The organism is Thermococcus sp. CX2 (genome assembly GCF_012027555.1).
Classification (GTDB): Archaea; Methanobacteriota_B; Thermococci; order Thermococcales; family Thermococcaceae; genus Thermococcus.
The window spans coordinates 38834-61224 of sequence record NZ_SNUQ01000002.1; the positions used below are offsets into that span (position 1 = coordinate 38834).

The 22391-nt window shown below is 54.3% G+C and carries 24 protein-coding genes, 2 tRNA genes and 1 other RNA gene; 18 read left to right on the plus strand and 9 right to left on the minus strand.

What is annotated here, in order from left to right:
* Window positions 1–72 precede the first annotated feature (72 nt).
* From E3E23_RS04395 to E3E23_RS04415, 5 genes are all read left to right on the plus strand, one after another.
* A complete protein-coding gene (locus E3E23_RS04395) occupies window positions 73–1221 on the plus strand; it encodes an inositol-3-phosphate synthase (protein WP_167906765.1) in 1149 nt (382 codons plus the stop codon).
* A 63-nt stretch (window positions 1222–1284) separates the two neighbouring features.
* Window positions 1285–1887 carry a DUF4443 domain-containing protein gene (locus E3E23_RS04400; protein WP_167906766.1) on the plus strand — a complete coding sequence of 201 codons (603 nt, stop codon included), beginning with the start codon at window positions 1285–1287 and terminating at the stop codon, window positions 1885–1887.
* A 4-nt stretch (window positions 1888–1891) separates the two neighbouring features.
* Window positions 1892–2524 (plus strand): orotidine-5'-phosphate decarboxylase, encoded by a 633-nt coding sequence (gene pyrF, locus E3E23_RS04405; RefSeq protein WP_167906767.1) that lies wholly within the window; start codon window positions 1892–1894, stop codon window positions 2522–2524.
* A 3-nt stretch (window positions 2525–2527) separates the two neighbouring features.
* Entirely contained in the window at window positions 2528–3046 is a 519-nt protein-coding gene (locus tag E3E23_RS04410) for an RNA-binding protein (RefSeq protein WP_167906768.1), read from the plus strand.
* 1 nt (window position 3047) lies between these two features.
* Window positions 3048–3488: an adenylyltransferase/cytidyltransferase family protein gene (locus E3E23_RS04415; RefSeq protein ID WP_167906769.1), complete on the plus strand. Its 441-nt coding sequence runs from the start codon at window positions 3048–3050 to the stop codon at window positions 3486–3488.
* A 72-nt stretch (window positions 3489–3560) separates the two neighbouring features.
* On the opposite strand, the gene E3E23_RS04420 is transcribed toward E3E23_RS04415, so the two are convergent.
* From E3E23_RS04420 to E3E23_RS04435, 4 genes are all read right to left on the minus strand, one after another.
* The gene (locus E3E23_RS04420; protein WP_167906770.1) at window positions 3561–3899 is read right to left on the minus strand and encodes a CopG family transcriptional regulator; all 339 of its coding nucleotides are present in this window, start codon (window positions 3897–3899) and stop codon (window positions 3561–3563) included.
* Window positions 3886–4656, minus strand: coding sequence for a ParA family protein (locus E3E23_RS04425; RefSeq protein ID WP_167906771.1), 771 nt, complete (start codon window positions 4654–4656; stop codon window positions 3886–3888). The genes E3E23_RS04420 and E3E23_RS04425 overlap by 14 nt, the downstream gene beginning before the upstream one ends.
* Window positions 4657–4693: 37 nt before the next feature.
* Entirely contained in the window at window positions 4694–5938 is a 1245-nt protein-coding gene (ftsZ, locus tag E3E23_RS04430; protein WP_167906773.1) for a cell division protein FtsZ, read from the minus strand.
* Between the two features lie 65 nt (window positions 5939–6003).
* A complete protein-coding gene (locus tag E3E23_RS04435; protein ID WP_068664356.1) occupies window positions 6004–6195 on the minus strand; it encodes a ribbon-helix-helix domain-containing protein in 192 nt (63 codons plus the stop codon).
* A 210-nt stretch (window positions 6196–6405) separates the two neighbouring features.
* Here E3E23_RS04435 and cgi121 point away from each other — a divergent pair, with 210 nt between their 5' ends.
* The 5 genes from cgi121 to E3E23_RS04460 all read left to right on the plus strand — a co-directional run bounded on the left by cgi121 (window position 6406) and on the right by E3E23_RS04460 (window position 9887).
* Complete coding sequence (gene cgi121 / locus E3E23_RS04440) at window positions 6406–6813, plus strand: KEOPS complex subunit Cgi121 (RefSeq protein ID WP_167906774.1); 408 nt, start codon at window positions 6406–6408, stop codon at window positions 6811–6813.
* Between the two features lie 84 nt (window positions 6814–6897).
* The gene (locus E3E23_RS04445; protein ID WP_167907421.1) at window positions 6898–8076 is read left to right on the plus strand and encodes a pyridoxal phosphate-dependent aminotransferase; all 1179 of its coding nucleotides are present in this window, start codon (window positions 6898–6900) and stop codon (window positions 8074–8076) included.
* Between the two features lie 11 nt (window positions 8077–8087).
* Window positions 8088–8351, plus strand: coding sequence for a TMEM165/GDT1 family protein (locus tag E3E23_RS04450; protein ID WP_167906776.1), 264 nt, complete (start codon window positions 8088–8090; stop codon window positions 8349–8351).
* Window positions 8352–8365: 14 nt separating this feature from the next.
* Complete coding sequence (locus E3E23_RS04455) at window positions 8366–9571, plus strand: MFS transporter (protein WP_167906777.1); 1206 nt, start codon at window positions 8366–8368, stop codon at window positions 9569–9571.
* On the plus strand, window positions 9561–9887 hold the full coding sequence (locus tag E3E23_RS04460; RefSeq protein WP_167906778.1) for a hypothetical protein: 327 nt from the start codon (window positions 9561–9563) through the stop codon (window positions 9885–9887). The genes E3E23_RS04455 and E3E23_RS04460 overlap by 11 nt, the downstream gene beginning before the upstream one ends.
* Window positions 9888–10348: 461 nt before the next feature.
* On the opposite strand, the gene E3E23_RS04465 is transcribed toward E3E23_RS04460, so the two are convergent.
* From E3E23_RS04465 to ffs, 5 genes are all read right to left on the minus strand, one after another.
* A tRNA-Gly gene (locus tag E3E23_RS04465) sits at window positions 10349–10426 on the minus strand.
* Window positions 10427–10438: 12 nt separating this feature from the next.
* Window positions 10439–10515 (minus strand) — tRNA-Phe (locus E3E23_RS04470).
* A gap of 102 nt (window positions 10516–10617) precedes the next feature.
* Entirely contained in the window at window positions 10618–11337 is a 720-nt protein-coding gene (gene queC, locus E3E23_RS04475; protein WP_167906779.1) for a 7-cyano-7-deazaguanine synthase QueC, read from the minus strand.
* A gap of 48 nt (window positions 11338–11385) precedes the next feature.
* Complete coding sequence (locus E3E23_RS04480) at window positions 11386–12288, minus strand: dihydroorotate dehydrogenase (protein ID WP_167906780.1); 903 nt, start codon at window positions 12286–12288, stop codon at window positions 11386–11388.
* Between the two features lie 82 nt (window positions 12289–12370).
* Window positions 12371–12684, minus strand: an RNA gene (gene ffs, locus E3E23_RS04485) — signal recognition particle sRNA.
* A 154-nt stretch (window positions 12685–12838) separates the two neighbouring features.
* Here ffs and E3E23_RS04490 point away from each other — a divergent pair.
* From E3E23_RS04490 to E3E23_RS04525, 8 genes are all read left to right on the plus strand, one after another.
* On the plus strand, window positions 12839–14275 hold the full coding sequence (locus tag E3E23_RS04490) for an FAD-dependent oxidoreductase (protein ID WP_167906781.1): 1437 nt from the start codon (window positions 12839–12841) through the stop codon (window positions 14273–14275).
* Complete coding sequence (locus E3E23_RS04495) at window positions 14272–14790, plus strand: 4Fe-4S dicluster domain-containing protein (RefSeq protein ID WP_167906782.1); 519 nt, start codon at window positions 14272–14274, stop codon at window positions 14788–14790. The genes E3E23_RS04490 and E3E23_RS04495 overlap by 4 nt, the downstream gene beginning before the upstream one ends.
* Window positions 14783–15058, plus strand: coding sequence for a (2Fe-2S)-binding protein (locus E3E23_RS04500; RefSeq protein ID WP_167906783.1), 276 nt, complete (start codon window positions 14783–14785; stop codon window positions 15056–15058). The genes E3E23_RS04495 and E3E23_RS04500 overlap by 8 nt, the downstream gene beginning before the upstream one ends.
* Entirely contained in the window at window positions 15051–16217 is a 1167-nt protein-coding gene (locus E3E23_RS04505) for an FAD-binding oxidoreductase (RefSeq protein ID WP_167907422.1), read from the plus strand. The genes E3E23_RS04500 and E3E23_RS04505 overlap by 8 nt, the downstream gene beginning before the upstream one ends.
* A gap of 162 nt (window positions 16218–16379) precedes the next feature.
* Window positions 16380–18290 (plus strand): KamA family radical SAM protein, encoded by a 1911-nt coding sequence (locus tag E3E23_RS04510; protein WP_371807520.1) that lies wholly within the window; start codon window positions 16380–16382, stop codon window positions 18288–18290.
* A gap of 75 nt (window positions 18291–18365) precedes the next feature.
* Window positions 18366–19043 carry a UMP kinase gene (pyrH, locus tag E3E23_RS04515; RefSeq protein ID WP_167907424.1) on the plus strand — a complete coding sequence of 226 codons (678 nt, stop codon included), beginning with the start codon at window positions 18366–18368 and terminating at the stop codon, window positions 19041–19043.
* Between the two features lie 135 nt (window positions 19044–19178).
* Complete coding sequence (locus E3E23_RS04520; protein ID WP_167907425.1) at window positions 19179–20498, plus strand: NAD(P)/FAD-dependent oxidoreductase; 1320 nt, start codon at window positions 19179–19181, stop codon at window positions 20496–20498.
* Window positions 20499–20597: 99 nt separating this feature from the next.
* Complete coding sequence (locus E3E23_RS04525; protein ID WP_167906784.1) at window positions 20598–22334, plus strand: endonuclease/exonuclease/phosphatase family protein; 1737 nt, start codon at window positions 20598–20600, stop codon at window positions 22332–22334.
* Window positions 22335–22391: the final 57 nt, after the last annotated feature.

The window sequence follows — 22391 nt, forward strand, 5'->3', positions numbered from 1 at the left end:
AATCGTTTTTCCACCAAAAACTATTTAACTGCTGTAAAATATCCAAATAACAACAAAGGGAGGTGGAAGAAGATGGTTAGGGTTGTTATCCTCGGACAGGGCTACGTTGCCAGCATCTTTGCGAGCGGTCTTGAGAAGATAAAGGCCGGAAAGCTTGAGCCCTACGGCGTCCCCCTGGCCGACGAGCTTCCAATTAAGATAAAGGACATTGAAATAGTCGGCTCCTACGACGTCGATGCCTCTAAGGTCGGCAAGGATCTCTATGAGGTCGTCAAAGCCTACGATCCAGAGGCGCCAGAGAGCCTCAAGGGAATAACCGTGAGGAAGGGAATCCACCTGAGGAGCCTCAGGAACCTGCCGATTGAGGCCGTTGGTCTGGAGGACGAGATGAGCCTTAAGGATGCCATCGAGCACCTCGTAAACGAGTGGAAGGAGCTCAAGGCTGAGGTCTTCATCAACGTCTGCACCACCGAGGCCTTCGTTCCCTTCGAGAGCAGGGAGGAGCTTGAGAAGGCCATCGAGGAGGACAACAGGGACAGGCTCACGGCAACGCAGGTCTACGCCTACGCCATTGCCCAGTACGCCAAGGAGGTCGGCGGCGCTGCCTTCGTCAACGCTATTCCGACCCTCATCGCCAACGACCCGGTCTTTGTAGAACTCGCCAAGGAGAGCAACATGGTTATCTTCGGTGACGACGGTGCCACCGGTGCAACCCCGCTCACCGCCGACGTACTCAGCCACCTCGCCCAGAGGAACCGCTACGTCCTCGACATAGCCCAGTTCAACATCGGTGGAAACAACGACTTCCTGGCTCTCACCGACAAGGAGAGGAACAAGAGCAAGGAGTTCACCAAGAGCTCCATCGTCAAGGACCTGCTCGGCTACGACGCGCCGCACTACATCAAGCCGACCGGCTTCCTCGAGCCGCTCGGCGACAAGAAGTTCATCGCCATGCACATCGAGTACGTCAGCTTCAACGGCGCCCACGACGAGCTCGTCATAACCGGCAGGATAAACGACAGCCCTGCTCTGGCCGGCCTGCTCGTTGACCTCGCCAGGCTCGGCAAGATAGCCCTCGACAAGAAGGCCTACGGAACCGTCTACGAGGTCAACGCCTTCTACATGAAGAACCCAGGACCGAAGGAGAAGGGCAACATCCCGAGGATCATCGCCCACGAGAAGATGCGCATGTGGGCCGGTCTCGAACCCAAGTGGCTCTGAGCCTTTCTCCCTTTTCCAATAAAGTTTTAATCTCCTTGCCCTACTTTTCTCGGAGGGAAGCCGATGAGCTGGAAGAGGGGAGCCTATCCAGAGTTCACGCTTGAGGATGCCGTTGCGATTCTGTTCATGCTGAGGAACCCCACGGGTAGAAAAACTATTTCGGAGATTCTCGACCTTGGAGAGGGAAGTGTTAGGACCCTCCTGAAGAAGCTCGCTAATCTCGAAATTATCGAGTCCACCCAGAGGGGACACGCCCTCAACGAGAAAGGCATGAAGCTCCTTGGAAAAATTTCAAAACACTTCTCCGAGGTTCACAAGGTGGGAAAAATCGACGGTTACCTAGCCTACGCCCTCGTCGTTAAGAACCCGCCGAAGTTCAAGAGCATAGAGCTCCGCGATGAGGCCATAAGGTTCTTCGCTAAGGGAGCTATGATACTGCTCATCAGGAATGGAGAGCCTGTCTTTCCGGAGGACGGAAGGTCCCTAAGCGAAACCATGCCCGAGCTGGCGGAGAGAATAACCCAGGCCTTCCAGCTCGGGGAGGACGACCTCGTCGTGGTGACGTGGGCGGAGAAGGAGCCAGATGCAATGAAGAGCGCCTATCACGTTGCGGTTTTCCTGAAGGAGAGCGAGCTGCCAGAGGACATTAAATCACTCGTGAGGTGAGGGAATGAGCAGGCTGATCCTCGCCCTCGACGTTTATGAACGTGAAAAGGCCCTTGAGATAGCCGAGTGCACCGCTGAGTACCTCTGGGCTGTGAAGGTGAACTGGCCTCTCATAATAGGCTCTGGGCTGGGCATCATCACCGAGCTTAAGCAGGTCACTGGGCTGCCGATAATAGCCGACCTCAAGTTAGCCGACATCCCGAACACCAACAAGCTGATAGCGAGCAGGGTCTTTGAGGCAGGAGCCGACTACATTATAGCCCACGGCTTCGTTGGGAGGGACAGTGTTAAAGCCGTCATGGAGCTCGGGAAAACGATAATGGTCGTCGAGATGAGCCACCCCGGAGCAAAAGAGTTCATCCAGCCAGTAACGGATAAGCTAATCGAGATGGCCAACGAGCTGAGACCCTTCGGCGTCATAGCCCCCGCTACGAGGCCCGAGCGCGTCGCGTATATCCGCGAGAGGCTCAAACCAGAGATTAAAATACTCACCCCCGGCGTCGGCGCCCAGGGGGGAGATGCACGTGCGGTTTTAAAGGCTGGCGCTGACTACATCATAGTCGGGAGGAGCATCTACGCGAGCGAGAATCCACGGGAGAGCGCCAAAAGGCTGTACGAAGAGATTGAGGAGGTGTGAGTCATGGAGCTGAAGGTCAAGCACCCCCTTAGCAAGAAGGAGATAAAGGAAATCATCCGCGAGATGAGTGAAATTTTCGGTGAAGAGGTGGCGGAAAAGCTCGTGAGGAAGAAGGACCGGGTTGAACTGGCGGAGTTCGACAAGACTACAGAGATAATTCTCGTCAACGGCAGGCCGACGTTCATAAGGCGGAAGGGCCTCATCTTTCCGCTTGTCATAGCGCTCTACGAGCTGTCTAACGAAGAGGATTTGAGAAAGTGGAAGAGAAGAGTCGTCGTTGATGCTGGAGCGGTTCCCTTCATCCTAAAAGGGGCAGACGTTATGGCACCAGGCATAACCGACGCCGACGAGGGAATTAAAGAAGGGGATTTCGTCTTCGTCGTTGAGGAAGACTACGGAAGGCCTCTGGCCATAGGGATAGCACTAATGGACGGCAAGAAGATGAAGGAAAAACCCAAGGGCAAAGCCGTGAAGGTAATCCACCACGCCAAGGACAAGATTTGGGAGCTGACGGTGGGATGAAATGAGAAAGAAGATAAGGGTGCTCGTGGGCGGGGTCTTTGACCTCCTCCACGTCGGCCACATCCACTTTTTGAGCCAGGCCAAAAGTTTAGGCGATGAGCTGGTAGTCATAGTCGCCCACGACGAAACTGTTAGAATGCAGAAGCGCCGCAACCCGATAAACCCAGCCGAGGACAGAGCCGAACTCCTGAGGGCTCTGAGGATGGTCGATGAGGTCTACATAGGTACCCCCGGGACGATAGACTATGAGCTAGTGAAAAAGATAAACCCAGACATCATAGCAATCGGACCTGACCAGAGGTTCAGCTGCGAGAGGCTCAAGGAGGAGCTGGAAAAGCACGGCATCCAGGCCGAGGTCATAAGGATTCCATACCTCTACAAGGACGACAGGGCAAAGACGAGCAAAATAATCCAGAGGATAGTGGAGACCTACTGCGAGTGATTGCACTCTGATTTAATCCCAACGGGAGTTGGGGCCTGATTTTAGCGGGTTATTCCACGGGCTTGATTAACGTTAGAGTTTGAACTTCTCCATGTACTCCCTCAGGAACTCGGGATCCTCCCTCCTGACCGCGCTCATGAGCTCGTCGAACTTCTTCTCGCCAAGAGCCTGCTTGAGGTAGTAGTATAGGTTGACGGCATCTTCGACGATAATGCTCTGCCTCCTGCCCTCTTCTCCGTAGAGCTCGATGAGCTTCCTGTTTATGTCGAGGCTTATGTAAAGGGTCTTCTGCTTCTTTTCCTTCTTGAGGTCCACCGATTTGACCCTCTCCTCCTTCCTCTTGGGCCTTGACGGCCTGGTGAGCTCGTTAACGGAACCATCAAAAAGCTTTGGGATTTTATTCCTCGACAAGTTCAACCACCTCTCTGGCGAGCTTTGAAAAGGCCTTTGCGGCCCTGCCATCACCCTCAAACTCGAATATGCTCAACCCCATACCCTGTGCCTTTTCGAGTGCTATCGCTTTCGGGATCGTGGTCAGAATCGGTGCGTCGGGATAGGCCTCCTTCAACTCCTTGAGGCGGGTCTTAGGAACCTTGGTCTGGCGCGTGAACTTGTTGGGAACCAGGCCGAGGAGCTTGAGGTTTTCGTTGGTTTCTTCCCTTATCATGCGCATTAGATTGAACATGAGCTGCATTCCGATGACGCCGAAGTAACTCAGCTCGAGCGGGATGAGGACGTAGTCGGAAGCGGTGAGCGAGTTGACGAGGAAGATGCCCATGCTTGGCGGGTTGTCGATGAGCACGTAGTCATAGTCGGGCAGAACCGGGGTTATTGCCTTCTCAAGCCTTCTCTCGCGGTTGTAGGCGTTGATTATCTCTATTTCCTTGGCAGAGAGGTTGAGGTGCGATGGTATGAGGTGGAGGTTCTCCTTAACCTCCACGATGGTTTCCTCGACGCTGCTCTCGCGTGTCATTATTGTTCCGACGTTGTTCTCCTCGTAGTTGAGCACTTCCATGCCGATGAGCCCAAATGTGAGATTGAACTGCGGGTCAATGTCTACCAGAAGAACGCGCTTCCCCATGGCGGCGAGCGCGTGGCCGAGGTTCATGGTGAGCGTTGTCTTCCCTACCCCACCCTTTTGGTTGGCTATGCTAATCACCACTGCCATTAGAATCACCCGCCTAAAGGTTAAAGGTGGAAAGAAATCATGTGAAGTCTATAAAGCCGTCGAGAACCCTCTTCGCGTAGGGTGGAAGGCCCTTCTCGTTCTTCCTCCCAATGATGGCACTGAATATCTCGTTGAAGTCCTTGCCCTTTGATGGGAACGGCTTGATCTCTTCAGGCGCTATAAGGTTCTCCTTTTCGGTGCCAATGCGGAGGGCCTGCTCACCGCCGAATATCTGCGGTGATTTGACTCCGGTCATGATTACCATTGCACGAACAACTTTACCCATGTCCTCGTCTATCCTTGCACCCCATTTGATTTCCGACTTCTCACCGAGCTTCTCGTAGACAACGTCCATGGCAGCGCTTATCTCGCCAAGGCTGACATCGGGACCAACGGTGAAGTGGACAAGCGCCTTATCGCCGCTTCCGAACTCGACATCGAGCATCTTGTTCTCTAGGGCGTTCTTGACGGCATCGACGGCTCTGTTGCTGGAGTCGCTTTCACCTATTCCAATGAGGGCTGCCCCACCGTTGTGCATGACGCTGTAAACGTCGGCGAAGTCAATGTTAACCATCGACGGGAGCTTTATGGTCTCCGTGATTCCCTTAACCATCCTGGCGATTATCTCATCGGCGAAGCGGAAGGCGGCGTTTATCGGAAGCTTGGGAACTAGCTTAAGGAGCTTGTCGTTCTCGATGATTATGACAGTATCCGAGTAGTACATGAGGGCCTTTATGCCCGCCTTGGCCTTCTCGATCCTAATCTTACCCTCGTTCCTGAAGGGGAACGTAACGACGCTGACGACAAGCGGTTCCCTAAAGCGACCGTTGTGCCTCGCGCGCTCCTTGATGACCTTGGCAACGACTGGAGCAGCACCCGTGCCCGTGCCGTTACCCATACCGGCGGTTATGAAAACCAGATCAGCATCACCTATGGTCTCGGCAATCTCGTGGGCGCTCGCCTCGGCAGCACGGTAGCCTATCTCCGGGTTTCCTCCAGAACCCTTACCATGGGTTATCTCCTTACCCAGAAGGAGCTTCTTGTGAGCTTTGGTCCTAGCAAGATGCTGGGCATCGGTGTTCATGGCTATAAGCTCAGCACCCTGAACACCAAGCTCATAGAGCCTGGTTATCGTGTTGTTTCCAGAACCACCCACACCCACTATGACAATTCTTATCAGATCCTCAAGGTTCTCTTCGGAGAACTCATCAAGCTTCGCTGTTTTCGGCTCATCATCCAAATCCAGTTTAATTCCGGCCTGCTCTAGGAGCTTAAATACCATGGCCCCAACCCCCTCGGTTCATAGGCAATTACATTGAAAGTTATTTTAACCGTGATTTCAGCAGCTTATTTCATGATGTAATCTGGTGTTGAGCGTTCCTCAGTCTCGAGCTGGTACAGCTCCTTCTTCAAAAGCTCGCGGATTGCCTCCCTGATCACCTCACTCCTGTTGGGATAGACTCCCTTTCTAACAAGCTGATCCATGGCGTTTATCAAACCCTGCGGGAGCTGTACACTAATGACGCGCATCTTGCTCATCACTGCACCACCTAGTCTAATAAGCTGCTAAAATAAGTAGTGCTTTAATTAGTTAAATACTTTGCGCTTGCTTAATATTACCACCATATTATAATTTTCAAAAAAATTTTGAAAAAATTTTAGATGAACAAAAAATACATTAATCCTCGAAAAGACGGAGGGGAGAAAGGGTTTTAACGTCGAAGATTTCAGCTAACTTTGGGTGGCTCGATGAGAAAAATAAGGGATAACCTCTACATTGCAAAAGTTCACGTGAAAAACGCAGATGAGCTCATCCCCAAGCTGGGCGGGGACTTTCAGATCGTTTACACCGAATGCTGGGAAGCGGCGGCATTTGCAGCACTCTTAGCCATCCGCTCATTCGAGAGAGGTAGAAACCACGCAAGAACCCTAAGTGGTGAGCTGCTCCTCCGCCTCGCCGGAACCCTACAGATAAAAGACGCCATAGCCCAGCACGGAGTTAGGAACGGGGAGAATTATCTCATTGTCTTTGGAAACCGTAGCAGGATGGAGGCCATTATTCGGGAGCTGGGCCTGAAAGAGCTGCCGATGGACGACTGTGATAAAGAAAAAGTGAAAACTTTTTTTGAAAAAGCAGCACTTGTTGAAGTTTTATAGGGACCATATGACTATTTTCTGTACTTCCTCTAGGATAGATTTATAAAATCCCTTCCTCATTTTGGACTGCTTGGGGTGGTGCTCATGAAATATAAAAAGCGCAAGTACTTCCTTGCGGGGCGTATAAACCTGATTCAACGCTCAAAGATCAGAGAGCTTTTCGAAAAGGCGTCAAAGATGGAAAACGTCATTTCCCTGGGCATCGGCGAACCCGACTTTGACACGCCTGAAATCATCAAAGAGGCCGCAAAAAGGGCCCTCGATGAGGGATACACCCATTACACGCCCAATGCGGGCATTCCAGAGTTCAGAGAGGCGATAGCCGAATACTATAAGAGCTACTATAAGGTGGACGTTTCTCCAAACGATATAATCGTTACCGCCGGCGCTTACGAAGCTACATATCTCGCTTTCCAGACGCTCCTCGAGAAGGATGACGACGTTATCATTCCAGATCCGGCTTTTGTCTGCTACGTTGAGGATGCCAAGATAGCAGAAGCGGGGATAATCAGGATTCCCCTCCGTGAGGAGAACGAGTTCCAGCTTGACCCAGACGAGCTCGTCGAGGCCATAACCAAGCGCACGAGGATGCTCGTCATCAACTACCCGAACAACCCCACCGGAGCCATACTCAAGAAGAAGACCGTAAAGGCCATAGCCGACATAGCCGAGGACTACAACCTCTACATCCTCAGCGACGAGCCCTACGAGCACTTCCTCTATGAGGGAGCAAAACACTACCCGATGATAAAGTACGCCCCAGACAACACGATTTTAGCGAACAGCTTCTCCAAGACCTTCGCCATGACCGGCTGGCGCCTCGGATTCGCCATAGCCCCGACCCAGGTAATAAGAGATATGATAAAGCTCCACGCCTACGTCGTCGGAAACGTCACCTCCTTCGTCCAGATAGCGGGAATAACCGCCCTTCGCGATAAGCGCAGCTGGGAAGCCGTTGAAAGAATGCGCCAGACCTACGCCGAGAGAAGGAAAGTCGTTCTCAGATACCTCAACAAGATGCCACACATAACACCCTTCAAGCCGAAGGGTGCTTTCTACATATGGGCAAAGATAGATCCGGAGCTCGACATGAGCAGCGAGGACTTCGCTGAGTGGCTCCTGGAGAATGCCAGAGTTGTCGTCATACCTGGAACGGCCTTCGGAAAGGCCGGCGAGGGTTACATTAGAATCAGCTACGCCACCAAGAAGAGCCAGCTAATCGAGGCAATGGAGAGGATGAAGGCAGCCCTCTCAGAACTATGACGGTGAAGGTGATGGACGGAATACTCGCGGTTTTTATTGCAATTTTTCTTGCTGAACTGGGCGACAAGACTCAGCTTGCCACCATAGCTTTTGCCTCCAAGTACGGCTGGAAGACGGCCTTCATCGGTGCAATTCTCGGTCTCGCGGCAGTCAACCTCATCGGGGCCTTTCTGGGCGACAAACTCGGAGATGTTCTCCCCCTCGACGTTGTCCACAAGGTAGCAGGAGGGCTTTTCATTCTTTTCGGTGTGCTGATGATACTTGGAAAGCTGTAGGGAGGAGAGATAGCATGGACAAACGGTGGAAATCGGTTCTGCTCGATACTCTCGTCATGACGGCTGGATTCGGAACGCTGAGCATGATGGCAGTTGCGAAGCCCGATGTTATGGCTCACTTCGGAATAGATGCTAATACCTACGAGTGGCAGCACATAGCTTATGTTTTCGGTCTTTTCATCGCTTTCCTCCTCGGTCATACTAAGATATATGAAGGCAGCTTCAAGAGGAGCGTTGCCATAGCCCTGAGCTGGGCCGCGATAACCCAAGCACTCATCCCCCTCGCACCGAACTGGTACGTTGTCGTCTTCTTGAGATTTATCCAGGGTTTTGTCGTCACCCTTGTCCCCCTCTTCAGCACTCAGATAGCCCACTTCTTCGTCGCCGAGAGACCCTTTGCCAAGGGCATAATTCTCTCGGGCATCTTCTGGGGAGGAGTCTTTGGAAGCATGAGCGCCAAATACGCGGTTGAAGCCCTCGGCTGGAAGGGTGGTTTCTGGAGCACGGTTCTTATTATGTACGCGGTTCTCGCCATCTGGTGGCTTCTCACTGAAGACTTTGAGATATCCCACAAGAGTGAGACAACCACCAAGGTCAACGTCTGGAAGATGAAGTTCACATGGGTGCTCGGTTTCACATTTTTCCCAGCACTGTGGGTCATATTCACCATCGTGGGTTTCTCAGCTTCCCTCGGTTACAACATGGGGTGGACTAAGGATCACGTGGCAACACTCAGCACGAGCCTCAACATATCCAAGGCCCTCTGGTCAATAGGCATGGGCTACATCGGCTACATGCTCTCAAGGAAGAACCCAACCGCCAGGGGACTCTTCAAGGCCATCGTCCAGGTCATGATATTTTCCTATGCTGTCTCCTTCATAGGACTTGCCATCTACGCCAAGGCCATGCTCGACGGCAACTACACCCTAGCGCTCGCCTCTGTTGTCCTCATTGGGGCCCTCCAAGGAACTGGCCCGGCGTTCTGGACGAGCGCCCCGGCGACATATCCAAAGAGCATCTTCCCGAAGGCCTCGTTCGCCCTCGGGCTAATCTCCAACTCGGCCAACGCGGTGGCACCGACCGTTACGGATATACTCGCAAGGCAGAGCACCGCACTGGCCCTAGGGGAGCTGGCCTTAATGCCGCTCCTCGGAATCCTGACCCTTATAGCAGTCTCAAGAATGAAGCTCCCCGTGGAGGAGCTGGGCAATGCGGCCTAAAACGGTTGTCTTTTCCTTCTTTTTAATTCTCTCGGCGTATTTCTACGGCCTGGCCGCTATAAGCGTTGGAGAGAAATACACATTCTGGGGCTTTATGATAATCGCAACAATTCATCTGGCCTTTTCCTACGGTATCAAAAAAGGCCATGAGCTCATCGTGGACGTCTCCCCGCACATAGCGCTTCTCGACTTCCTCTTTGGCCTCCTGTGGGTTCTCATCGGTCTGTCAGTTCCAGCGGTAAGCTTAACGCTGCTCTCAGCACTGGCGCTTTTCATACTGCTGGATGAGGAGGTCAGAATGGAGCTGAAGAGCTGAACAACACTTCTGCCTGTGCATCCTGAGACTGTCGTCTCAGTCCCCCGGCTCCGGCGAATGAAGGTTGATCAAAGAGTTATCTTCTCAAACTCGCGAGTTTAACGTGAGCTTGACTTAAAGCTAGCGAATGAAGAGTCCTGCGAAGTTCCTTCAGCTTCGCTGGAGGGGCTAAGACAACAGTCTCAGAACGCGAAGGTGAACAACATTTGCCTTCGCATGTTGAGACTTTCGTCTCAACACGTCGGGAAGAGTCTGCTTTTCTTTTTGACGCCCTTCGGGTGTCATACCGTGAGAGACTCATCGAAAATGGCCAGTTAACAAAGAAATCCGCTTAAACTCTGTCACTTGAGCAAGTGCACTCTCAAAAGCCAGTATTTCAAAAGCAGTCAGAAGTTTTCCACCATCCGTCAGGATGCTTGAGCGTTAGCGAAAGCGGCGCTTTGCGAAGCAAAGGGCTGTAATGGTGCGGTGGCCGGGATTTGAACCCGGGTCACCGGCTTGGAAGGCCGGTGTCCTAGACCAGGCTAGACTACCACCGCACTGAGAGAAAGTGGTGGGGCGAGGGGGATTTGAACCCCCGACACCCGGATCTTCAGTCCGGCGCTCTCCCAGGCTAAGCTACCGCCCCATGCCCAAAGATAAGGGGCAAACCGGGATTTATAAATCTTGCGGTGAGCGTCGAGGTGCTCACTACACACCAAGTTAAGTGAAAAGAACAGAGAAAGGTGGTCTAAATCTTCGGCTCCACCGCGTAGACAGTCCTGTCCTCGCCGATGGCCTCGATAAGACCGCGGTGCCTCCTCACGCAGCTCTCACACTCACCACAGTGTATTGGCTTCCCATCATCGGTGAAGCCCTTCGGCATGTAGCAAGAGTTAGAGTACTCGTATTTGGCATCGAGCTCCTTCAAAAGCCTCGCTATGCCCTTCTTGTCGAGTTCGATGAGCGGGGCGACAACTTTAACCTTCGCCATGGTGCCGTACTTCAGCATCTCGTTCATCCTCTCGACGAACTCCGGCGTGTTGTCTGGGAAGGTCGCTCCCTCCTCGGCGTTGAAGCCAACTATTATGTCCCCGCCGCCGAGGGCGTCCAAAAGCGATGCTGCAACGCTTATGAGGACGACGTTTCTAGCCGGAACCCAGACGCTTTTGGCTGTTTCTTGGGCAACGCTTATATCCTCGAGCTCCTCGGCGGTAACCTTTGGCGTCTCACCGCCGACGAGCGTTGTCCCCCTGAGCTTCGAGAACTCCTCGAGGAAGTCAAGGCGGACTACCTTGAGCGGAACGTTGAGTTCTTTGGAGAAAAACTCAGCAACCCTGTTCGTAACCTTCTCCTCGTTGCTGCCGTAGTTTGCGGTGAGCATTATCACCTCGTCGTAGTTCTTCTTCGCCCAGTAGAGGCAGGCCGTCGAGTCGAGCCCACCGCTGAAGAGAACGACCGCGCGCTTCATGTTATCACCCTCTCTTTTTGATTCAAAAGTGATGTTGGGGTTAAAAACCTACTCCATGGCCAGGCCCACTATCTCCTCCACGCTCCCGAAGCCTTCCTCCTCAAGGTATCTCTCAATGCCTGCGTTTATCTCCCTGAAAACTCCCCAGCCGCGAAGGGAAACCGCAGTTCCTATCTGGAGCGCGCTCGCCCCTGCCAAGAGGAACTCCACGGCATCCTGCCAGGTTGTTATTCCCCCGATTCCAATGACCGGAATGTCGAGGACTTTTGCAAGGTCATACACAGCCCTCAGGGCGACGGGCTTGACACCCGGCCCGGAGTAGCCGCCGACTCGGTTGCTCAGTATTGGCCTTCTCGCGTAGACGTCTATGGCTATAGCCTTGAGGGTGTTTATGGCCGAGACCGCATCTGCTCCAGCCCTTTCAGCGGCAAGTCCGAGCTTTGTGATATCATCAATGTTAGGAGTGAGCTTCGCTATTACTGGCTTATCCGTCGCGTCCTTTACTGCTTTGACGACCTCATAGACCATCTCCGGCCTCTGACCTATCTCCATGCCGTAGCCCTTCGCATGGGGGCAGCTAAGGTTGAGCTCGAAAGCATCTGCCACGTCGCTCAGCTTTTCAGCGAGAAAGGCGAACTCCTCCGGTGTTCCGCCGAATATCGAGACTATTAGTGGAAAGTCAAAGGTGTAGCCTTCGACCATCTCCAGAAAGCCATTCCAGCCGGGATTCGGCAGTCCCATCGCGTTTATCAGTCCATAGGGGAGCTCCACGATAGTGGGGTTGTCGTAGCCATTTCTCGGCTCGATTCCTATCGACTTTGTAACAACTCCGCCCGCTCCTTCGCGGTGGGCTCTTATCCACTGTTCAGGCGTCTTGTCGTTTATGCCGGAGGCAAGAATGAGCGGGTTATCAAGCTTAATCCCGGCAACCTCAACTTCAAGTTTGGCCACCTTTAACACCTCAAAGGCAAAAGATTCGGTTGGCTATTAAGGTTTTTGTCATCAGCCTTAAAAAAGAGTGGATTTCTAACGGCGGCGGGCGCGCCCGGGGGTGGGAACCCTCCACCGCTCCCTTCCACCGGGGCTCGCTCACCCCCGCTACCCCACGAGCGCCGAACGTCCCGCCTACCGCTGCTCCCTTCCGGGCCTGGCGGGGTTCGGCGGGCAAAGGGCGTTAGCGGAGCCCTCCAGCTCCGCCCCGCCCACCGCCGGCCCCGTGGGACGAGGGCTCATCGTTGTGCCCCGGCTTCCGGGGACGGCTTTGGGAACCGCCCCCCGGGCTTCGGCCCCGGCATATCGACGGTTTCCGGTTACAGGGGACGCCGAACCCCCCGGCCTAGCCCGCCGCCAAGTAAGGTAAACTACCCGGATATATAAAGGTTTGGTGAATCAAAAGTGCTCATCCATGAACATTTATGTCTCCTAAACCAAAGGTGAATAACCTTACTGTTAAAAAATACTCATAAATAGACATAATCTATTAACACCTAGGTGAATTACCATGCGCCTTAAAGAACATCCTGTTCTCCGCTTTGAGCGTGGCAGAGAGGTCACGATATATTTTGATGGCCAACCGATCAAGGCCTACGAGGGCGAAACCATTGCAACCGCTCTGCACGCCGCTGGAATAAGGATACTGAACTATTCGGCAAATAATCAACGTCCCAGGGGGCTTTTCTGCGCTATAGGAAAGTGTTCCTCCTGTCTAATGGTCGTAAATGGAATACCGAACGTCAGGACGTGCATAACCCTTGTCGAGGACGGCATGGTCATTGAGCGCCAGAGGGGAAAAGCTGAACTCCCAAAAAACGCAAAGCCGCCAGAGTGGAAGGACGCCAAGGTCGTGAAGGCAGACATCGTCATCATCGGAGGGGGGCCAGCCGGACTGATGGCGGCAATCCATGCGGCCGATGCCGGTGCCAAAGTTATCCTGCTTGAGGAGAATCCAATGCTCGGCGGCCAGCTGGTCAAGCAGACCCACAAGTTCTTTGGCAAGAGAGAGCAGTTCGCTGGCGTTAGGGGTGTCGAGATAGCGAAGATTCTGGAGGACGAAATCAGGAAGAGGGAGAACGTCGAGATATTCTTAGAAACCTCTGCCATCGGCATCTTTCAGGAAGGAGACGAAAAGCTCGTTCTGGGTGTCAAAAACAACCGCGAGCTGATCGAGTTCCATGGAAAAGCGGTTATAGTGGCAACCGGCGCTATGGAGAAGATGATACCCTTCGAGAACAACGATTTGCCCGGAATCTACGGGGCCGGAGCTATTCAGACGCTGATGAACACCTACGGTGTGAAGCCGGGCGATAGGGTTCTCATTGTCGGAGCAGGCAACGTCGGACTTATCTTGGCCTACCAACTCGTCCAAGCGGGCGTTGATGTTGCCGCGATAGTCGAGGCGATGCCCAAAGTCGGAGGCTACTTCGTCCACGCGGCCAAGGTCAGGCGCCTGGGAATCCCGATACTCACGAGACACACGATTCTGAGAGCCGAAGGGAAGGAAAAAGTCGAGAGAGCTGTAGTTGCCCAGCTCGACGAGAACTGGAACGTTATTCCGGGAACGGAGAAGACCTTCGAGGTCGACGTCATAGCCCTTGCCGTAGGATTGAGGCCAAGCATAGAACTCCTCCACCAGGCCGGCTGTCAGATAAGGTACATCAGAGAGCTCAGCGGTCACGTCGCTGTAAGGGACGAGTGGATGGAAACGACCGTGAGGGGAATCTTCGTGGCTGGAGATTCCGCAGGAATAGAGGAAGCGACGACAGCTATGCTCGAAGGCAAGATAGCAGGGATAGCAGCCGCGCTTAGACTTGGCATAGCCGACGAGGGCTGGCTGAAAGAGCTTGAAAAAGCGCAAAAGGATCTGGAGGAGTTCAGAAGCGGGCCCTTCGGAAGACACGTGCTTGAGGGAATAAAGAAGGCTCTGGTGGTGAGAGAATGAGCGAGATGCCCAACTACCTGCGAGAGGGATACATCACTCCCGAGGAGCTCTTCGAAATAATTCCAAGGCCGAGCGAGGAGCGTCTAAGAAAAAGACCAGTTGCCGTCCCCGAATGCCCACAGGAGATACCCTGCGCTCCCTGTAGAGAGATATGCCCCACCGGGGCGATAAGCATGCCCACGCCGAACGATTTGCCGATAGTTGACTACGAGAAGTGCATAGGCTGCTCCCTCTGTGTTCAGATATGCCCTGGGCTGGCATTCTTCATGATACACTACGTTGGCGATAAGGCGAGGATAACGATGCCTCACGAGCTTCTGCTCCTTCCAGAGCGGGGCGAGGAGGTCATTCTCCTCAATCGCGTCGGAGAGCCTGTTGGTAAGGGAAAAGTTCTCACGGTAGTCCCGAGGGAGAAGAGCAGGGGAGACACCCCGATAATCACCGTGGAGATTCCCACAGAGCTCGCCTGGGAAGTGAGGGCCGTCCGGGTTGAGAGAGGTGGTAATAATGACTGACGGTCAGAGAATAGTCTGCCGCTGTAACGATGTAACCGTTGAGGACGTGGAGAGGCTTATAGACTCTGGCATCACCGACATCGAGGAAATAAAGCGCCTCCTCAGGATAGGCATGGGGCCATGCCAGGGGAGGACGTGCATCCCGATAGTAATCTCCATCCTCGCAAGGAAGACTGGAAAGAAGCCCGAGGATATACCCCTCCCTAACACCAGGGTGCCGATAATGCCAGTTCGCGTCGAAGTTCTCGTGGGTGGTGACGATGAGTAAGGTAGCGGTAATCGGCGGCGGGATAATCGGAGTTGCTACGGCCTACGAGCTGGCGAAGCTCGGCGTGGACGTTATACTCTTCGAGAAGAACTACTTCGGCTCTGGCTCCACCTTCCGATGTGCAACCGGTATAAGGGCACAGTTCACCGATGAGGCGAACATAAGGCTCATGAAGTACTCCATCGAACGCTGGGAGAAGCTTGGAGAGGAACTCGAAGCGGAGATAGGGTTCAGGCACTCGGGATACCTCTTCCTAGCCACGAGCGAGGAGGAGGTCGAAGCCTTCAAAAACAACATCCGGCTCCAGAACCGCTTCGGCGTCCCCACGAGGCTCATAGACATGGACGAGGCCAGAGAAATCGTTCCCATCCTGAACACCGAGCCGTTCTTGGCCGGGGCCTGGAACCCCATGGATGGTAAAGCAAATCCCTTCAAGACGCTCTTCGCGTATCTGGCCAAGGCCAAGGAGCTGGGCGTCGATGCCAGGGAGCACACCGAGGTAATCGGAATAGAGCGCGAAGGTGATGAGGCTAAGGCGGTTAAGTTCAGAAGCAACGGGAAGGTTGAGAGTGTTAAGGTCGATGCGGTTCTAAACGCGGCCAACGCCTGGGCGCCGCTGATTAACGAGATGGCAGGACTTAAGAAGGACCTGATCCCGATAACCCCTTACAAACACCAGCTCGTGAAGACCGAGCCTCTTAAGGAAGGCCAGGTCGAGCCGCTCGTCTGCCCACCGAGCTGGAACGACAGCTACGTTATTCAAGACGGCGAGGACGGCGGAATAATCTGCGGCTCGGGAATAGAGCACGAGGCCAAAAGTCTGGACGACTACGAGCCAACCTACGATTTCCTGAGGGGCGTGCTGAGATACGCAGTGAAGATAATCCCGGCCATCCGCCACGCACACATCGTCCGCCAGTGGGCAGGTTTTTACGCCAAAACCCCCGACAAGAACCCTGCCATCGGAAAGCTCCTCGAGAACTTCTACATCGCTGCCGGCTTCAGCGGGCACGGCTTCATGATGGCTCCCGCCGTTGCCCAGGCGATGGCGGAGTTAATAGCGGAGGGAAGGAGCAGGGTTCCGCTCGACTGGGAGTGGTACGACCCCTACCGCTTCGAGAGGGGGGAGCTGAGGAGCTCGGCCTTCCAGATAGGCTGACATATTCCAAAAGTTTGCTAAATATTCTTTTGTTTTTTACACAATGTAATGCATGTTATTCGGGGATAAGGGCAAAATTTAAATAGGCCTTCTTAGAATTAACGCCCGTATACGGGCTTTAGTGCCTCTTTCTGTCCTCTTAAAAGTCTAGAGGTGATTACCGTGATTAAGGTTGAGAGTGCCCTTTCGGCCTTTGGAGTTGAGGAGTCTCCATGGGGCCTTGAGCAGGGGGTGGGACACGGAGAATTCATGAAAATATTTGAGCCACTGCCAGATATTGGCAGGATTCTTCAGGAGAGCAAAAGCCCAGAGGAAGCCAGAGAGAAACTTCTTGAGTTCGTTAGAGAGCTCAGATGGAAGTTCCGGAGTGGTAAAATCGAAGCCAACCCCATCGACAGGTGGCTCGCCGTCTACGCCTGCGACGTCTTCGAGAACATACTCTCTCCGTACAGCGAAAAAGCCGCTGGTTTTTCAACCCTGGAATACCTTTGGAAGGCCGCTAAGGGCGACGAAAAGACCCTGAGCGTTCTCACCAAGGGCTTCCTCGAGGAGTTCAGGCACCTCTTCCTTGCCATGTCTGGCAAGGCCAACTACTCCAAGGGATGGCTCGGGCCGAAGCTGGAAAAAGCCGGCATAGTTTCACCCGACTTCAGTAAGGTTCACGGCAGGGAAGCGGGGAAGCTGCGCTCAGACTACCTCGACAAGGTCTACGAATACATAAAGACCTGGCTGAACCGCTATCCGAGTGGCCTCGACGAGAGGATAATCAAGAAGAGGGAGGAGCAGAGGAAGCAGCTCCAGGAGTACTGGGGCATAGGCGATGAGGAGTGGTTCGACTACAGGTGGCAGTTCAGCCACGTCCTCAAGGGCAGGAAGGGCCTCGAAACCCTCAGGGAGCTCAACGAGCTCGGGATAGTAAAAATCCCGGAGGGTGACCTGGCGGAAGTCGAGAAGGCAGTCAAGTATCGCATCCCCTGGGGAATAACGCCCTACTACCTCAACCTCTGGGACTTCGAGGAGCCCTACAAGGAGGACAGACACGTCAGGAGGCAGGTGATGCCGCCCAAGTGGTACATGGACAACATGATACTCCACCGCGAGGACAGGGAGTACGCCTTCGACTTCATGGGCGAGCACGACACCTCTCCGATAGACCTCGTCACGAGGAGGTACGTGATGATAGCGATCCTCAAGGCCTTCGACACCTGTCCGCAGATATGCGTCTACTGTCAGAGGAACTGGGAAGTCCTTGAGCCATTCATGGCCGGCTCCTTCCCGGGCTGGGACAAGATAGAGAAGGCCATAGAGTGGTTCGGCGAGCGCGAGTCGATGATAGACGTGCTCATAACCGGAGGAGACCCCTTCGCCCTGAGCAACAAGATCATAGACAAGATGATGTCCCGCCTGAGCGAGTTCGACCACGTCATTAACATCCGCTGGGGAACAAGGATTCCAGTGACCGTTCCAATGCGCATAACTGAGGAGCTGGCCGAGATACTCGGATCATACATCGAGCCAGGCAAGAGGAACGTGGCCGTCTCGACCCACGTTGAGACTGCCTACGAAGTAACGCCCGAGATGGCCAAGGCAGCCTACAACCTCAGGAGGCAGGGCATCTACATCTACAACCAGCTGGTCTACCAGAGAAACGTCAGCAGGCGCTTCGAGAACGTCGCGCTGAGGATAGCCCTCAAGAAGATTGGCATCGACCCCTACTACACCTTCTATCCAAAGGGCAAGACCGAGCAGAGGGACTATCTCGTGCCGATAGCGAGGGTCGTCCAGGAGAGAAAGGAGGAGGCGAGGCTCTTACCGGGCCAGTTCAGGACGGACGAGCCGATATTCAACGTGCCGAGGATGGGCAAGAACCACCTGAGGGCCTGGCAGGACAGGGAGCTCATAGCCATAAAGCCCGACGGAAGCAGGGTGTACCTCTTCCACCCGTGGGAGAAGGGCATCAGCGAGACGAAGCTTTACACCTACACGGACGTCCCGATAGAGGAGTACCTCCGCTACCTGGAGAGCATCGGGGAGAAGAGGGAGGACTACGAGACCATCTGGTACTACTACTGACTTCTTATCTTTTTGCTATTTTCTCGGCAAGAAAAAGGTTATAAAGGGCCGCCGATTAGCACCGTGAGGGTCATCATGAGGATAGTGTTTGACATCGGAGGCTCTGTTCTCGTTCCGGACGATCCCGACATCGATTTCATCAAGGCCATCGCGTACGAGCTCACCAAGATAAGCGAGGACCACGAGGTGGCTGTGGTAGTCGGCGGCGGCAAAGTGGCGCGCAAGTACATCCAGGCTGCGAAGACCTTCACGCCCAACGAGACCTTCAAGGACTACATAGGCATACACATCACGAGGGCCAACGCGATGCTGCTGATAGCAGCCCTCGGTGAAAAAGCCTACCCATTCGTCGTCCAGGACTTCAGGAAGGCATGGGAGGTCATACAGCTCAAGAAGATACCGATAATGGGCGGAACTCACCCAGGCCACACGACCGATGCAGTCGCTGCCCTTCTCGCGGAGTACCTGCAGGCGGACCTTCTGGTCGTGGTCACCAACGTCGACGGCGTCTACGACAGCGACCCGAGGAAGAACCCTGACGCAAAGAAGCTGCCGAAGGTCACCGTTGACCAGCTCGTCGAGATAGCGATGGAGGGAGAAGCCAAAGCCGGAGGAAGCGGCGTCGTCGATGCTCTCGCTGCCAAGTTCATCCAGCGCGGAAAGATAAGGACGTACATCGTGGGCAAGAAGGACGCTTACAGTCTCTTCGACGTGATAAAGGGGAAGCACAGCGGGACGGTTGTGGAGCCCTGATTTCTTACATCATTTGTTAAGGCGTTTGAATAAGGGCACCGTCCCGGTCATAGCTCGCAAATGGATGCGCTAACTAACCTTCGGTTAAGGGCAGATTTTTATATCCCTCCTTCCTCTTTTTCTCCGGTGGTACCTATGAAAATCGTTGTCATCGGTTCTGGCACAGCGGGGAGCAACTTCGCCCTCTTCATGAGGAAGCTCGACAGGAAAGCTGAGATAACCGTTATCGGAAAGGAGGAGACGATGCAGTACTCTCCGTGCGCGCTCCCCCACGTGATAAGCGGCACGATAGAGAAGCCCGAGGATGTTATAGTCTTCCCGAACGAGTTCTACGAGAAGCAGAAAATAACCCTCATGCTCGGCACCGAGGCCAAGGAGATAGATAGGGAGCGGAAGGTTGTCATTACAGACAAGGGCGAAGTTCCCTACGATAAGCTCGTTCTGGCTGTAGGCTCAAAGGCCTTCGTTCCGCCGATCAAGGGCGTCGAGAACGAAGGAGTTTTCACGCTCAAGAGCCTCGACGACGTGAGGAAGATAAAGGCCTACATAGCCGAGAGAAAGCCGAAGAAGGCCGTCGTCATCGGTGCTGGCCTGATCGGTCTTGAAGGTGCCGAGGCCTTCGCAAAGCTCGGCATGGAGGTCCTCGTCGTCGAGCTGCTGGACAGGCTTCTGCCCACGATGCTGGACAAGGATACCGCCAAGCTCGTTCAAACGGAGATGGAGAGGCACGGCGTTTCCTTCCGCTTCGGCGTCGGTGTGAGCGAGATAATCGGAAGCCCGGTCGAGGCGGTTAAGATAGGCGATGAGGAAGTCGAGGCTGATCTGGTTCTCGTCGCCACCGGTGTGAGGGCCAACGTTGACCTCGCCAAGGCGGCAGGACTTGAGGTGAACCGCGGAATAGTCGTCAACGAGCACCTCCAGACGAGCGACCCGGACATATACGCGATAGGCGACTGTGCGGAAGTTATTGACGCCGTTACCGGACAGAGAATCCTCAGCCAGCTCGGAACGAGCGCCGTTAGAATGGCCAAGGTTGCCGCCGAGCACATAGCAGGAAAGGACGTCTCCTTCAGGCCGGTCTTCAACACGGCAATAACCGAGCTCTTCGGCCTTGAGATTGGCACCTTCGGCATAACGGAGGATAGGGCGAAGAAAGAGGGCGTTGAAATAGCCGTCGGTAAGTTCAAGGGCTCCACCAAGCCCGAGTACTACCCCGGCGGCAAGCCGATAACAGTTAAGGTCATCTTCAGGAAAGACGACAGGAAGCTCATCGGCGCGCAGATAGTCGGCGGCGAGCGCGTCTGGGGCAGGATAATGACCCTCTCCGCGTTGGCACAGAAGGGCGCAACGGTTGATGACGTCGTTTACCTCGAAACGGCTTACGCCCCGCCGATAAGCCCGACGATAGATCCGATAAGCGTTGCGGCCGAGATGGCTTTGAGAAAGCTCAGGTGAGCCCTTTTCTTTTCTATATCCCTCGTGAGACCAATCGAGACGGCCACTGCGGGCAAACTTTAAGTCCTCCCAGGTTGAACCACATCCTTAGGTGATACCATGAAAGTGAGCGAGAAGGACAGGGTGCTGCTCGGGATAGGAACTGGAGTTCTGCTGGCATCGAGTTTGAGGGTTTTCGTCGCTGGCGCTTACTCGAGTCTGGAGAAGACCTTCTTCTATGGTGCCAACTTTCCCTCGGCGCTGGGGATAGTCCTCTTCGTAATCGCAGCGTTCTTAGTGGGTAAGATAAGCAGGAAGGCAGGAGCAGCGGTGATGGTCGCTTACGCTCTAGCGTCGCTCCTCACGGATGCAACGGAATACACCCACCTCATAGCAGCTCTGGCCATTCCAGTAGCCCTCGCGCTCGTCAAGGAACTGGACGTTAAATACCTCGCAATCGGCCTCGTGGCGGATTTGAGCTTAAGGGTTCTTGCCGTCGGCGGTGAGCCGATAGACTTCCTCCACACAAGGGTCCTCCTGGCGGTTCTGGTGCTCCTCGGAGCCTTTGCGCTCTGGAAGGAAGCGGGAACACTCAAAAAGCCTGGCTTCGGCCTTTACGCCTTCGCGGCCCTAATCGAGCTTGGCCTAATCTATCCCAACGCTGTCCTGAGGTATTCCGGGGTTACCGTCTATTACCTTCCCCAGTTCGTTGCCCACTCCTTCGTGATTGCTCTGGCAATTCTCGCTGGACCCTACCTGGCCAAGAAGCCGGGCATCGCATCGCTCCTCCTGGTTCTGGGCGCGGCGGCGCTCTTCGTTAAACCGCTCGGCCTCCTCGGCCTCCCGCTCGCGCTGGCCTCTTCGATGGCACTCCTTGAGAACGCCAAGGGAAGCCGCTTCGGAGTAATAGGCTCGGTTTACCTCTTCCTCGTGGCAACCTTGGCTTTGGGCGCCTACGTCGGCAGGGACATCGGCTTGCCCTTCATGGAGGACAACCTTGAAGCCCTAATTCTAGCCGCTTCCGTGATCTACGCCCTCGCGAGCTACGGTGGAAGTGCTGAGGTTAGGCTTCCAAACGCTAAAGAAATAGCGGGCTCGCTCCTCGGCCCCGCAGTGGTTTCGATAATAGTTCTCGCCCTCTTCAACGCAGGCCCGACTTACGTTGAGGCCAAGAAGGACGTCCTCATCTGGAGCTACAATGTCCACCAGGGCTTCGGGCCTTACCAAGGGGCGTTCAACGGCTACGAGCTGATTAGCCTCCTGAAGGAGCAGAAGCCTGATATCTGGGCGGCGCAGGAGGTCGTCGGTGGAATGATCGGCAACGGCTACCAGGACGTCCCGCTGATGATTTCAGCTTATCTTGGCTACGCCTACGAGTACAAGCCGGCCGTTGAAGGAACCTACGGCATAGCGGTCTTCTCGCACTGGCACATGAAGACGGAGAGTGAACTCAACCTCGAGAGCGTCGGACAGGCGAGGCCGGCTCAGAAGGTGACCATCGATGAGCTCGGATTAATCCTCGTCAACGTCCACATGGGGCTCTCACCTGAGGAAAGGGCGATGCAGGCGGAAGAGCTCCTCAAGTTCACGGAGAGTGAGCCGGTAGCCCAGATAATAGCAGGCGACACCAACGCCGAGCCGGATGAGAAGGCGATAGCCATACTCACGCGCGACTACTATGACGCCTTTGAGGAGAGGCCGCCTTACACCTTCAACTGGGGCAACATCGACATCGAAAACATCGACTACATCCTGCTCAAGAAGGACTGGCCGGCAAAGGTCAAAGACTACGGATGCCTCTGCGATGTGGAAGTTTCCGACCACAGGCCCATATGGGCCATCATCGAGCTGCCGTGAGGTTTTTACTCTTCCAACCTTTTTCGAAAATTGAACCACAACTCTTAAATTCCAAAC